This is a genomic window from Bacillus sp. RZ2MS9 (assembly GCF_001816185.2).
GTDB classification, from domain to species: Bacteria; Bacillota; Bacilli; order Bacillales; family Bacillaceae_G; genus Bacillus_A; species Bacillus_A cereus.
In genome coordinates, this window is sequence record NZ_CP049978.1 from 4,912,030 (window position 1) to 4,924,133 (window position 12,104).

Here is a 12,104-nt window from a genome sequence, read left to right on the forward strand (position 1 = left end):
TACAATTCTTATTTTCCCAGCCGATACCTCTACCGAAAATTTGAGAAACATTTTTCAGATAATTCCAATCAAAAAAAGAGGACATCTATTGGATGTCCTCTTTTCTATAAACCTTTTATTGTTTTTTCAATTCAATTGCTAAATAGTGTGATTGCTCTTTCGCTTGAATGTGAATATCTTCTTCTACAGATTCTGCTGCATCCCGCATAACAAACGTTTCACCATTTATTACACTGCTTCCTTCAATTTGTACAAGGTACAATTGACGGCCTTCTTTCACTGGAAAATGAATTTCTTTTCCAGCCTCTAATGATAAAGAATATAAATTCGCATCTTGGTGAATTTGAATTGGTGCATTTCCTTCTACTGAAGATACCATATGGAACCATTCATCTTCACGCTTGCTCCAATCAAATTTAAACTCACCATAGTTTGGTTTATGATCTGCGCGGTCTGGTAAAATCCAAATTTGTAATAAACGCAGCGTTTCATCGCCTAAATTATGCTCGCTATGAAATACACCCGTGCCAGCACTCATATATTGAACATGTCCACGCTCAACCGTTCCGCGATTTCCCATGCTGTCTTCATGTGTTAAAGCACCATCTACAACGTAAGAAATAATCTCCATATCACGGTGCGGATGCATATCAAAACCAGTTTGCGCCGCTACTAGATCATCATTAATAACACGTAACGCTCCGAAGTTCATTTTATTTGGATTGTAGTAATTGGCAAAAGAAAAATGAAAATGTGTATTTAACCAACCATGATTTGCTCTGCCCATATTTTTATGATCAACTTTTCTAAACATATCCTTCACCTCATACTATCTCGAATTCGAGATTTATTTTAAAATTTTTTCTTACTGTAACTTTTTTAATAGTGTTAATAACTGCTTTTGTTCCTCTATATTTAAATTATGAAACTTCTCTGCTTGGAACGTTTCTTGAGGTGGGACGATTTCCTCATATAAAGCTCTTCCCTTTTCTGTTAAAGAAATATATTTCGTAGTACCCTCTTGTTCACGCAAAATCCACTCAAGCTGCTCCATTTTATTTAAAAGCTGCGTTACATTTCCTTTCGTAACAAATAGCTTATTTCCAAGTTCTTGCTGCGTTAAACGATCATGTCCTCCAACTTGAGCTAACACATCAAACTGGGCGGCAGATATATTCCATTTTTTCAAATGCTGATTCGTCTCACGAATACTCTTATTATAAAAGCGTGACAAACGAAACCATAATAGTAGCCCTAGTCTATCTTCTGTTTTCATTTCATCACCTCGCTCGTTTCATATCATTAGTTTAGAACTAAACTTAATAAAAGTCAAATACTTATTTTTAATAAGCATAAAAAGCACAGCGCTATTTCTCCACTATGCTTTACATTAACTTTCTACTCTTATATTCATCCAATTTCCTCTCCGCGAACTTCCTCGCATCTTTTTCAATCCACCGCTCTTCGTACCGTTCACTTCCCACATACAATATATCTCTCTTATGCTGCATCGCATGGCGGAATTCATGCAGTAGCGTTTTGAGAACTTGATCATACTCTTCCCACATACAAACGAAAATTAATTGCTTTTCTTTATGATAAAAACCACCTACTGGGAATAGGAACTCTTCTTCCTCTTCCCCTAATGATAGAAGCACATCATTTGCATCACACGTATCACAAAAAATAACGGGCGTTTTACATACTTCAATAAGAGAAAACAAATCCTCTCTCAACTTTTTGACATCCCAAGGAAGCTCCGAATCCAACACATACCAATTCTCTACCTGTTGATATACATTTTGAAACTGGAGTTCCATTTCTCTTTATTCCCCTTTCCAAGCACCCTTTTTCTATATGTATGCCACAATATGGTAAATATTAAACGTATTCTTTCATCCTTGAAAAAATGCCAATAAAAAAGGAATCTACGTCGACATAGATTCCTTTTCTGTAATCACTTTTTTTTCATCATTTTTTTTAATACAAAATAACCAATTGCACAAACAATAGCAGCAAGTGCAAAGTATTTCACATATGGCCCCGCAACTTTATTAATACTTTCCCACTCTGTTCCTAATTTAAAACCTAAATATACAAACACAATTGACCACGGAATAACAGCTAATGTAGTTAGCGTAATAAACTTAGCATGTGACATTTTCGCAATACCCGCTGGTATCGAAATAGCATGACGCACAACCGGAATAAAACGTGCGGTAAAGATAACGCCAGTTCCATAACGATTAAACCAATCTTCAGCATAATCAATATGTTTCTTCTGAATTAAAATATATTTTCCATATCGCTCAAGAACAGGTCTTCCTCCATATCGACCAATCCAATAAATGAATAGTTGTGCAATTACACCACCAATTGTACCGAACGCGACAGCGCCCCAAAATGTAATGCTTCCTGTTGATACTAAATAGCCTGCATAAGACAATACGATTTCACTTGGAATAACCTCTAGCATTAATCCAAGCATAATTCCCCAATAACCAAGTCCTTCTAAAAAAACTAAAACCGAATGAATCAACTCTCCTAACATCATGTACCTCTCTTTACTGTTTTCATCACCAAAATAAAAGTACAAGCAGGAAATATCTTGTACTTTTATTTTTTTAATTTAGTTAGTCTTCGTATCCCACTTAAAGATTTTATTTAAGAATTTATATACATTCTTCGACTCTTTTGTCAGAAGTGGGCCTAAAATGGATAGTATAAGCACGTATAGTGCTGAGAATGGTTTCAGTACTGACATTAAACCACCGGCGATACCGATATTAGCCATAATGATGGAGAACTCTCCTCTTGAAACGATTGTTAATCCGATATTTGTTGATGCTTTATGAGATAATCCTGCTTGTCTTCCTGCAATCATTCCTGCTACAAAGTTTCCGATTATTGTAAGAAGGACAGCACCTAACGTTAACCATATCGCTCCGCCTAATGAGAACGGATCAATACTTAACCCGAAGCTGAAGAAGAAAATAGCTCCGAAAAAGTCTCTAAATGGAACAACAAGATGTTCAATTCGGTCACTATGCTCTGTCTCAGAGAAAACTAATCCTAGAAGAAGTGCTCCAATTGCTTCTGCAACGTGAATTGTTTCTGAAAAACCAGCAATGAAGAATAAAGAAGCAAATACTACAATAATAAAGATTTCATCTGAGCTAATATTGAGCAATTTATTTAATAACGGCGTAGCCTTTCTAGCTACTATAAAGAATAGAAGCATATATCCTAAAGCAATTCCAATTGAAGTAAGGGCACCTAAGAAGGAAGCGTGATCCCCAAGTACTAAACCAGAAACAACTGATAAATATACAGCAAGGAATATATCTTCAAACATAATAATTCCTAAAATTAATTCGGTTTCATTATTACCAGTTCTTCTTAAGTCCACTAACACTTTAGCAACGATAGCGCTAGAAGAAATCGTAATAATACCCGCAATAATTAAGATTTCTAGTAATGGGAATCCCATTATAAATCCGTATAACAAACCAAGTGAAAAGTTAATTAAAATATAAATCGTTCCGCCAATCGCAATAGAGCGTCCAGATTTAATTAGTTTTTTCATTGAAAATTCTAATCCTAGATAGAATAGAAGGAATAGAACCCCAATCCGTCCAAGGAAAGAAATTACACTTGCACTTTCAATAAATTTGAGATCGATAACACCTATTGTCGGTGCATGCGGTCCTACTAACATTCCAAGAACGATTAGAAAAGGAATTACTGAGAATTTAAATTTTCCAGCAATTACTGCTGCAATTGCCACTAAAACTAAAGCTGTACCAACTTCAAAAATTAACGTATCCATCTAATCAGTCCCCCCTATTTGAAAGTAATTCATTAATGATTTTTTTAATTTCTTCTCTCTCACCTGAAACTACAAGCATATCTCCTTCTTCAATTACTGTTTCTGGTCCTGGATTAAATAGCTTCTTCATGTTCTTCTTCATAACCGCGATTATTGTTACGCTATATGTTTTTCTTATTTCAAGATCGCCAATTGTTTTTCCGATTGCTGGAGCTGTATTCTCCACCTTGAACCACTCAATCGCTAAACCTTCAAAAACCATCTCAACATTTTCTAACGCCCTAGGCTTATATACCATTCCACCTAATATTGCAGCGATTTGTCTTGCCTCTGAGTCACGTAGTGAAATACTTGAGATGCTTTCTTCATGGTCTGAATCAAAATGATACATTTCTCTACGACCATCATCATGAATGACAATTACCATCTTTTCATTACCTTTCGTAACGATTTGAAACTTATAACCAATACCCGGAAGTTCACTTTCTCTAATATTCATTTTTAGCTCCTCCATAACTTGTTTATTTTAATTTTCTGTTTTTCTGTCTTTTATTCATCCAATCAACTTTAGAAATTCTAACCACTCAGGATATTTGTGATTTGGAAATCTTTTATTGTAATAATAAGTGGACCCTAAAAAGATACTTAAAGATGTAATGATAAAAAATATATTACTTCTCATTTTCAAACTCTCAAGGCTTACTTTCCATAAAGAATCTTCTTTCAAATTATCCCCACCTTCTCGCTTTAAATTTAGTTTTTTAAAATGTAAATAATTCTAAAAATATTACGATGTAACATAATCATAACACAAAAATGTTTTAAGTAACATAATTTTTTAGAAAAATTGATTCTCGTATATTTTTTGCATATAATTTTCTTATTACGAAAAAAAGGAAGTGTATTATATGGTTGATATCTTTAGCAGATTCCTTGAGGTAACGAATAATATTTTATGGTCATATATTCTTATTGCAATGCTAATCGGCTTCGGTCTTTACTTCTCTTTTAAATTAAAATTTGTCCAAATTACTCATTTCAGTGAGATGGTCAGCTTAATTAGTAAAGGGTTTAATCGAAAAGAAAAAAAGAAAGATAGCATCTCACCATTCCAAGCATTTTGCTTAAGTGCAGCAGCACGTATCGGTATCGGAAACTTAGCTGGTGTAGCATTAGCAATTTCAATGGGTGGACCTGGCGCAATATTTTGGATGTGGTTTATCGCAATTATCGGAGCAGCTACTAGTTTTGTAGAATGTACACTTGCGCAAATTTATAAAGTAAAAGATGGAAGTAGGTTCCGTGGTGGACCAGCATATTACATGGAAAAAGGGTTAAACAAACGCTGGATGGGCGTCTGGTTTTCACTTCTTATTACAGTTGCGTATGGATTAATTTTCAATTCAGTGCAAGCAAATACAGTAACAATAGCGTTTGAAAATGCTTTTGGACTAGAGCGAACAATCGTAGGAGCTCTATTAGCCTTATTAGTTGCAGTTATTATTTTTGGTGGCATTAAGAGCATTTCACGTATTACAGAAATGATTGTTCCGCCAATGGCAATCGTTTATATCGGCGTGGCTATTTTTGTCGTTATTAACAACTTCAGTATGTTACCAAGCATTTTCATGGAAATCTTTAACGGTGCATTCGGTTTAGACCAAGCCATCGCTGGTGGTATTGGAGCAGCAATCAAGTTCGGAATTCAGCGCGGTTTATTCGCTACAGAAGCGGGAATGGGTAGTTCTCCTAATGCAGCCGCAACATCTGATGTATCTCACCCTGTAAAACAAGGGCTTGTTCAAGCGTTAGGCGTTTTCGTAGATACATTCTTAGTATGTACATCAACAGCATTTATCGTATTATGTTCTGGACTTTACAAAGGATCAAATTTAGAAGGTATCGAATTAACACAAAACGCATTAAGTTCACAAATTGGACCGTGGGCAAGCACTTTCTTAGCGATTATTATTTTCCTATTCGCTTTCAGTTCACTTCTAGGAAACTACTATTATGGTGAAACAAATATCGCATTCATTAAAGAAAGTAAAACATGGTTAATGATTTATCGTGTTGCAGTTGTCGGAATGGTATTCTTCGGATCAATCGCTGCTCTTAAAACAGTTTGGAGTTTAGCTGATTTATTCATGGGACTAATGGTATTCACAAACTTAATTGCCATCTCATTCCTTAGCAAATTTGCTTACGCTGCATTAGTAGACTATTTGAAGCAAAAGAAACAAGGAAAAGATCCTGTCTTCGTTGCAAACTCTATCCCTGGCTTACAGAATACAGAGTGTTGGGATGGGCAAGATGTAGAAGAAAAACAAAAGGCTGTTTAACAAACAAAGGCCCTATTACTTCACCGTAATAGGGCCTTTTATTTACAACAGTTCATAATTTGTTCAAATTAATTCCAGCAAAAGGGTTGATTTATAGAGATTACTAGATTATAATGATTATAAATTAGTAATTGATATCACATAACAACTCAAAAGGAGATTGATCATAATGAACAAACAAGTAATCGAAGTATTAAACAAACAAGTAGCAGACTGGAGCGTTTTATTCACAAAACTTCACAACTTCCATTGGTACGTAAAAGGACCTCAATTCTTCACATTACACGAGAAATTCGAAGAACTTTACACAGAATCAGCTACTCACATCGATGAAATTGCAGAACGTATTTTAGCAATTGGCGGCAAACCAGTAGCAACAATGAAAGAATACTTAGAACTATCTTCTATTCAAGAAGCAGCATACGGAGAAACTGCAGAAGGGATGGTCGAAGCAATCATGAAAGACTACGAAATGATGCTAGTCGAACTGAAAAAAGGCATGGAAATCGCTCAAGACTCTGACGATGAAATGACATCTGACCTACTACTAGGCATCTACACAGAACTAGAAAAACACGCTTGGATGCTACGTGCGTTCTTGAATCAATAATAATTAAAAGCGGAAGCGGCTTGCTCAGAATCGCAGGGCATTGGAGCTCTCGACCTTGAAGCGCTTTTTGCTTCGAGCGAGAGAGTGAAATGACCGGAGATTCTAGCCGCTGGAGCTGGATATCACCTAAAAGCGGAGGTAGCTTGCTCAGAATGTGAGGGGGATGGAGCTTTCGACGTAGAGGCGCTCTTTGCCTCGCAGGAAAAAGCGAAGCCACCGAACATTCTAGCTACCGGAGCTAGATATTACTTTAAAGCGGAAGCGGCTCGTTCAGAGTCGCTTTTTTATGTAATGGTCGCACTTAACGGTACACGAAATTATATCAACGATTTTTCAAATATATCGATCATAACTCGCAATATATCAACGATTTTTTCATTATATCGATCATTACCCGCAATATATCAACGATTTGACAAAGGATATCAATTTACCGACAAATCACGACAATATCAGCGCCCCTCTCCCCTACTTTTATCAATATATTACAATCTCATCTATGTTAAAATATAGGCAACACCCTTTAGCTTTTCCAAATTCATCATTTACTACTTAAATGACGGGAGTGGTTCAGTTGAAAGACTACTTAATTAGAGCATTTTTTGCGTTAATAACAGTTGGGATTCTCTTACTTATAGCTAATATTTTCAATATACGTGTCGAGGTTAAGGACTATGCTTTCCTCGTTGTCGTAGCAATTAGTGGCGGCTGGGGTGGCTGGTACCTGTATAAAAAACAAAGCAATCAAAATAATAAAGGCATTCCAAAGTAATACGGAATGCCTCTTTTTATTGCCTTCTGTAATAAATAATGAAATTCAGACCACTAATACAACCAATCGCAATAAACATACAAAACGATTGTGGATCTCCACCTAGATTATACTCATCAACGATAAACCCAGACATAAACAACGTTATCGCGGAAACACCGATACACAATACCGAGATAAACCAAAGCGAAAATTCATTAATCAACTCTTTCTTCTGTCTCAAAACAATTAGCATAACAAGAATAGATGCTGCTAAAATACTTTTAAAGACCGGTCTTAAATACACAAACTCCTCCATCTCTTTCTCCTTTTCCAAAAACATTACATCTAAAATTAACATATTTAACCAAATTAAAAACACATGCCATCTTAAATTAAAACGACATGTGTTTCCGTATTTGCTATGATAGTTGCTTCCACTTCGTTCCCAAAACAGGACGCTCATAATTTTGGATTGCATGAATCAGTTTATCTGCTGTCTCTGCTGAAACGATCAATTCTTTATTTGATGGATTCATAAATCCTTCTTCCGCTGCACGTTCAACCATTTGCAAAATTGGTCCGTAAAAACCTTTTATGTTTAATAAACCAACCGGCTTATTATGTATACCAATTTGTGACCAACATACAACTTCAAATAGTTCTTCAAACGTTCCGTATCCGCCTGGAAGCGCAATAAAAGCATCTGCAAGCTCTGCCATTTTAGCTTTACGTTCGTGCATCGTCTCTACTTCAATTAATTCTGTTAATCCTGTATGCACAATTTCTCCTCGGAATAGACCGCGCGGCATAACACCTGTTACACGTCCACCTAAACGAAGAACTTCGTTTGCTACTTCTCCCATTAATCCGACACATGAACCACCGTATACGAGCTCATAGTCGTTCTCAACAAACATTTTACCTAACTGAATTGCCTGCTCTTTAAATTCTGGTCTCTCCCCTAAATTAGAACCTGCAAACACACAAATCTTTCTCATCCCTACACCCCGAAACTATATATTGTTATGATACAATGAACATTGTACAACATATTGAGGAGATGAGGAAGAAATGGATATCGTTGCATTTCAAAGATGGGTTGAGGAATTTTACGAAAAACGAAGCTGGTCACAGTATAATGCCTTTATTCGCTTAAATTTCTTAACCGAGGAAGTTGGGGAAGTTTCACGAGTCGTTCGTGCTATTGAAATTGGCCGCGATCGCCCTGATGAAGATGCGAAAACAGAAGAAGAGCTAAAACAAGAACTAAAAGAAGAACTTGGCGATGTACTATCTAACCTTATTATTCTTTCGCAAAAATATGATTTAGACTTACAAGACATTATGGATGCACACGTCACAAAGCTTTCGAAAAGGTTCGAAGCATCTAAATGAGAATATTATCAATTATGTTATAATATTCTTGTCACAATACTAAGGGGGATTTTATGTTATCAAAAAAATTGCACGACGCATTAAATGAACAAATGAACTTTGAATTTTACTCTGCCCATGCTTATATGGCAATGGCTGCTTACTGTACAGCTGAGAGCTATGATGGATTCGCTAACTTTTTCCTTGTACAAGCTGAAGAAGAACGTTTCCACGCAATGAAGCTTTACAACTATATTAATGACCGCGGAGAGCGCGCTATTATTACTGGATTTGATAATCCGAATAACGAATACGAATCTGTATTAAACGCTTTTGAAGTCGCACTTGAGCACGAGCGTGAAGTAACGAAACGTATTTACAACTTATCTGATATCGCTTGGGACGAGCGTGAACATGCAACAATTACATTCTTAAAATGGTTCGTTGACGAACAAGTTGAAGAAGAAGCTTCATTCGATAGCATCATTCAAAAATTAAAACGTATTACAAGCGATTCAAACGCACTGTTTATGCTAGATGCTGAATTAGAGAAACGTACATTTACGCCTCCAGCTGAATAATATTTCAATCACCTTAATACATGTATTAAGGTGATTTTTTTGTTTGCTCTCTATCTTAAAATCACCTTAAATTTCCTCATATTTGACATAGTGCCAGCTATAAAATGGTATTATTTTCAATATAAAAACGAATATACGAGGAGAGGAAAAATGAATCAACGTGTAGAAGCTGTTGATGCAATTCGTGGTTTCGCTTTGTTTGGCATTTTACTAGTCAATATGACATTAATTCAATTCGGGTTCTTCACCAGTGAAAAACCAACTTATCTATTCGGCGATCTTGATAAAGGCGCTAATTGGTTTATTCAATTCTTCGGCACACATAACTTTATATCCCTATTTTCTTTTCTATTTGGACTTAGCATTATTTTATTACAAAAAAGTATTATCGCAAAAGGAAAAAAATTCTTCCCCACATACATAAGACGTATTATCATTCTTTTACTACTCGGCTACATTCACGGCACTTTTGTTTGGGAGGGAGATATTTTATTTGCATACGGAATAATTGGGATTTTCTTAATGATGTTCATCAATCGAAAACCGAAAACTTTGCTCATTTGGGCGATTATTCTACTCGCACTTATTACACTTATGTCTTATCAAACTGATCCATCTACAAATATAAATGATTTTGCACCTTATACTGAAAAAGAACATAAAGTCCATCAAACTGGAAGCTATATGGATCACGTCAACTTTAGATTGACTGAAAATCCTTTTGATTACATGGGAATTGACGGTGCATTCGGATTATTTTTCATATCAGTTTTCGCAATAATTTTTATGTCTCCACTGTTTCTACTCGGAATGTATGTAGGGAAAAAAGGCTGGCTATTTGAGGTCAATAAACATATACCTGCTGTCAAAAAAATATGGTTTGCCACCGGTCTCTTCTCTTTTACAATTAAAATCTTAGCTATGTTCGTAAAGCACCCGCTTTTAATTATGTTACAAGATGGCCTTACACCAGTAACTATGACCTTCTTTTACGGAAGCACAATCATTTTATTATTCCATTACAAAAAAGCAACCCGTCTACTAACATACATGGCGAACATGGGGAAAATGTCCGTTAGTAATTACTTAGCGCAATCTATTATCGCAACAACTATTTTTTACGCATATGGATTTGGCTTATACGGGAAAATCGGCTATTTCTTCGGTATTCTTTTAACCATCGGAATTTATACGATTCAATTATTCGTTAGCACCTATTGGCTCCAGAAATACCGAATGGGGCCAGTGGAATATGTGTGGAGACTGGGAACTTATTTAGAGAAACCACGTTTTAAAAGAGACTTGGATAAAGCAAGTTAAACAAAAAAAGCAATGAGCCTACGCTCATTGCTTTTCTTAATTTATTAAAGCATAACCCCAACGATAATCGCTGATAATATACTTACTAATGTTGCACCGTATACAAGTTTTAAACCGAATGATGATACAACGTTTGCTTGTTTGCCATCGATACTCTTCGTTGCACCTGCGATAATTCCGATAGATGAGAAGTTCGCAAATGATACAAGGAAGATAGATAAAATACCTACTGTACGAGCTGATAAATCACCAGCTACTTTACCAAGGTCAAGCATTGCAACGAATTCGTTCGTTACTAATTTTGTTGCCATAATTTGTCCTGCTTGTAGCATCTCTGATGTTGGAATACCCATTACGAATGCTAATGGTGAGAAGATATATCCTAAAATGCTTTGGAATGTGATTCCGAAAATTGAATCGAATACACCGTTAATTGCTGTAATTAATGCTACGAAACCGATTAACATCGCCGCTACTGTTACAGCGATAGAGAAACCAAGCATAATATATTCGCCTAACATTTCAAAGAATGTTTGTTTCTTGTCTTCTTGTAATTCTAAAATATCGTCTTCTTCTTTTACTTCATATGGATTAATGATATGAACGATAATGAATCCACTGAATAAGTTTAATACAAGTGCTGTTACTACATATTTTGGATCAATCATTTTCATATAAGAACCGACGATTGACATCGATACTGTAGACATTGAAGATGCACAAAGTGTGTATAAGCGATTTTTCGGTAATTTGCTTAGTTGATCTTTTACTGTAATGAATACTTCCCCTTGACCAACGATTGCAGCTGCTACCGCATTATATGATTCTAGTTTTCCTAAACCGTTAACTTTACTTAATAGGAAACCGACTGCACGAATGATAATCGGTAAAACTTTAATATGTTGCAGAATCCCGATTAATACTGCTAAGAAAATAATCGGTAATAATACTGTTAAGAAGAATGGTGCTTGTCCATCGTTTGCTAGACCACCAAATACGAAATTAACCCCAGCTTCCGCAAATTTTAAAATGGCGCCAAATCCATCTGCAATCCCTTTTACTAATACGAATCCGACCTTTGTATTTAGTAAGAAATACGCAAGTACCAATTGAATGACAAGCATAAGTGCAATTGGTTTATATTTAATTTTCTTACGATCTGAACTGATAAGGAAACCTAGTACAAACACTACAAGTAAACCGACTAGAAACATTACGAACTTCATATGTGAATCCTCCACTTCTCCCACGAGTTATTGGTCGTATAACGTATAACGAATGACGTCTGACCATT

At 35.7% G+C, this 12,104-nt stretch carries 15 protein-coding genes; 6 read left to right on the forward strand and 9 right to left on the reverse strand.

The genetic code is table 11. The features are described from left to right. Positions 1-115: 115 nt before the first annotated feature. The 6 genes from BHV55_RS25195 to BHV55_RS25220 form a co-directional block, all read right to left on the reverse strand. Positions 116-814, reverse strand: a complete 699-nt coding sequence (locus BHV55_RS25195; RefSeq protein ID WP_070757742.1) for a pirin family protein — start codon at positions 812-814, stop codon at positions 116-118. A 51-nt stretch (positions 815-865) separates the two neighbouring features. After that, entirely contained in the window at positions 866-1,276 is a 411-nt protein-coding gene (locus tag BHV55_RS25200; RefSeq protein WP_000845465.1) for a MarR family winged helix-turn-helix transcriptional regulator, read from the reverse strand. Between the two features lie 109 nt (positions 1,277-1,385). Continuing rightward, complete coding sequence (locus BHV55_RS25205; protein WP_000422800.1) at positions 1,386-1,820, reverse strand: DUF3920 family protein; 435 nt, start codon at positions 1,818-1,820, stop codon at positions 1,386-1,388. Positions 1,821-1,957: 137 nt separating this feature from the next. Further along, positions 1,958-2,551, reverse strand: coding sequence for an undecaprenyl phosphate transporter UptA (gene uptA, locus BHV55_RS25210; protein ID WP_000900214.1), 594 nt, complete (start codon positions 2,549-2,551; stop codon positions 1,958-1,960). A gap of 78 nt (positions 2,552-2,629) precedes the next feature. Continuing rightward, a complete protein-coding gene (locus tag BHV55_RS25215) occupies positions 2,630-3,829 on the reverse strand; it encodes a cation:proton antiporter (protein WP_000380223.1) in 1,200 nt (399 codons plus the stop codon). 4 nt (positions 3,830-3,833) lie between these two features. Then, positions 3,834-4,328, reverse strand: a complete 495-nt coding sequence (locus tag BHV55_RS25220) for a cation:proton antiporter regulatory subunit (RefSeq protein ID WP_001026075.1) — start codon at positions 4,326-4,328, stop codon at positions 3,834-3,836. Between the two features lie 409 nt (positions 4,329-4,737). On the opposite strand from BHV55_RS25220, the gene BHV55_RS25230 reads away from it, so the two are divergent. From BHV55_RS25230 to BHV55_RS25240, 3 genes are all read left to right on the forward strand, one after another. Beyond that, the gene (locus tag BHV55_RS25230) at positions 4,738-6,171 is read left to right on the forward strand and encodes an alanine/glycine:cation symporter family protein (RefSeq protein ID WP_048568701.1); all 1,434 of its coding nucleotides are present in this window, start codon (positions 4,738-4,740) and stop codon (positions 6,169-6,171) included. A 169-nt stretch (positions 6,172-6,340) separates the two neighbouring features. Beyond that, positions 6,341-6,781 carry a Dps family protein gene (locus BHV55_RS25235; protein WP_001041895.1) on the forward strand — a complete coding sequence of 147 codons (441 nt, stop codon included), beginning with the start codon at positions 6,341-6,343 and terminating at the stop codon, positions 6,779-6,781. Positions 6,782-7,355: 574 nt separating this feature from the next. Beyond that, the gene (locus tag BHV55_RS25240) at positions 7,356-7,553 is read left to right on the forward strand and encodes a hypothetical protein (RefSeq protein ID WP_000656315.1); all 198 of its coding nucleotides are present in this window, start codon (positions 7,356-7,358) and stop codon (positions 7,551-7,553) included. 16 nt (positions 7,554-7,569) lie between these two features. On the opposite strand, the gene BHV55_RS25245 is transcribed toward BHV55_RS25240, so the two are convergent. Both BHV55_RS25245 and BHV55_RS25250 read right to left on the reverse strand, forming a co-directional pair. Continuing rightward, a complete protein-coding gene (locus BHV55_RS25245; RefSeq protein ID WP_000390910.1) occupies positions 7,570-7,851 on the reverse strand; it encodes a hypothetical protein in 282 nt (93 codons plus the stop codon). 103 nt (positions 7,852-7,954) lie between these two features. Then, complete coding sequence (locus BHV55_RS25250; RefSeq protein ID WP_001225751.1) at positions 7,955-8,533, reverse strand: LOG family protein; 579 nt, start codon at positions 8,531-8,533, stop codon at positions 7,955-7,957. 73 nt (positions 8,534-8,606) lie between these two features. Here BHV55_RS25250 and BHV55_RS25255 point away from each other — a divergent pair, with 73 nt between their 5' ends. The 3 genes from BHV55_RS25255 to BHV55_RS25265 all read left to right on the forward strand — a co-directional run bounded on the left by BHV55_RS25255 (position 8,607) and on the right by BHV55_RS25265 (position 10,810). Beyond that, the gene (locus BHV55_RS25255; RefSeq protein ID WP_000355746.1) at positions 8,607-8,930 is read left to right on the forward strand and encodes a MazG nucleotide pyrophosphohydrolase domain-containing protein; all 324 of its coding nucleotides are present in this window, start codon (positions 8,607-8,609) and stop codon (positions 8,928-8,930) included. A 53-nt stretch (positions 8,931-8,983) separates the two neighbouring features. After that, complete coding sequence (locus BHV55_RS25260) at positions 8,984-9,490, forward strand: ferritin (RefSeq protein ID WP_000949403.1); 507 nt, start codon at positions 8,984-8,986, stop codon at positions 9,488-9,490. A 150-nt stretch (positions 9,491-9,640) separates the two neighbouring features. Continuing rightward, on the forward strand, positions 9,641-10,810 hold the full coding sequence (locus BHV55_RS25265) for a DUF418 domain-containing protein (RefSeq protein WP_016110912.1): 1,170 nt from the start codon (positions 9,641-9,643) through the stop codon (positions 10,808-10,810). Positions 10,811-10,854: 44 nt separating this feature from the next. On the opposite strand, the gene BHV55_RS25270 is transcribed toward BHV55_RS25265, so the two are convergent. Beyond that, positions 10,855-12,036: a NupC/NupG family nucleoside CNT transporter gene (locus tag BHV55_RS25270; protein ID WP_000673874.1), complete on the reverse strand. Its 1,182-nt coding sequence runs from the start codon at positions 12,034-12,036 to the stop codon at positions 10,855-10,857. Positions 12,037-12,104 lie beyond the last annotated feature (68 nt).

Bases quoted from the DNA above. Each gene is read 5' to 3' on its own strand.
- BHV55_RS25255 (WP_000355746.1), top strand. From the start codon at position 8,607: ATGGATATCGTTGCATTTCAAAGATGGGTTGAGGAATTTTACGAAAAA.
- BHV55_RS25250 (WP_001225751.1), bottom strand. From the start codon at position 8,533: ATGAGAAAGATTTGTGTGTTTGCAGGTTCTAATTTAGGGGAGAGACCA.
- BHV55_RS25205 (WP_000422800.1), bottom strand. From the start codon at position 1,820: ATGGAACTCCAGTTTCAAAATGTATATCAACAGGTAGAGAATTGGTAT.
- BHV55_RS25200 (WP_000845465.1), bottom strand. From the start codon at position 1,276: ATGAAAACAGAAGATAGACTAGGGCTACTATTATGGTTTCGTTTGTCA.
- BHV55_RS25245 (WP_000390910.1), bottom strand. From the start codon at position 7,851: ATGGAGGAGTTTGTGTATTTAAGACCGGTCTTTAAAAGTATTTTAGCA.
- BHV55_RS25215 (WP_000380223.1), bottom strand. From the start codon at position 3,829: ATGGATACGTTAATTTTTGAAGTTGGTACAGCTTTAGTTTTAGTGGCA.
- uptA (WP_000900214.1), bottom strand. From the start codon at position 2,551: ATGTTAGGAGAGTTGATTCATTCGGTTTTAGTTTTTTTAGAAGGACTT.
- BHV55_RS25230 (WP_048568701.1), top strand. From the start codon at position 4,738: ATGGTTGATATCTTTAGCAGATTCCTTGAGGTAACGAATAATATTTTA.
- BHV55_RS25235 (WP_001041895.1), top strand. From the start codon at position 6,341: ATGAACAAACAAGTAATCGAAGTATTAAACAAACAAGTAGCAGACTGG.
- BHV55_RS25265 (WP_016110912.1), top strand. From the start codon at position 9,641: ATGAATCAACGTGTAGAAGCTGTTGATGCAATTCGTGGTTTCGCTTTG.
- BHV55_RS25260 (WP_000949403.1), top strand. From the start codon at position 8,984: ATGTTATCAAAAAAATTGCACGACGCATTAAATGAACAAATGAACTTT.
- BHV55_RS25220 (WP_001026075.1), bottom strand. From the start codon at position 4,328: ATGAATATTAGAGAAAGTGAACTTCCGGGTATTGGTTATAAGTTTCAA.
- BHV55_RS25195 (WP_070757742.1), bottom strand. From the start codon at position 814: ATGTTTAGAAAAGTTGATCATAAAAATATGGGCAGAGCAAATCATGGT.
- BHV55_RS25270 (WP_000673874.1), bottom strand. From the start codon at position 12,036: ATGAAGTTCGTAATGTTTCTAGTCGGTTTACTTGTAGTGTTTGTACTA.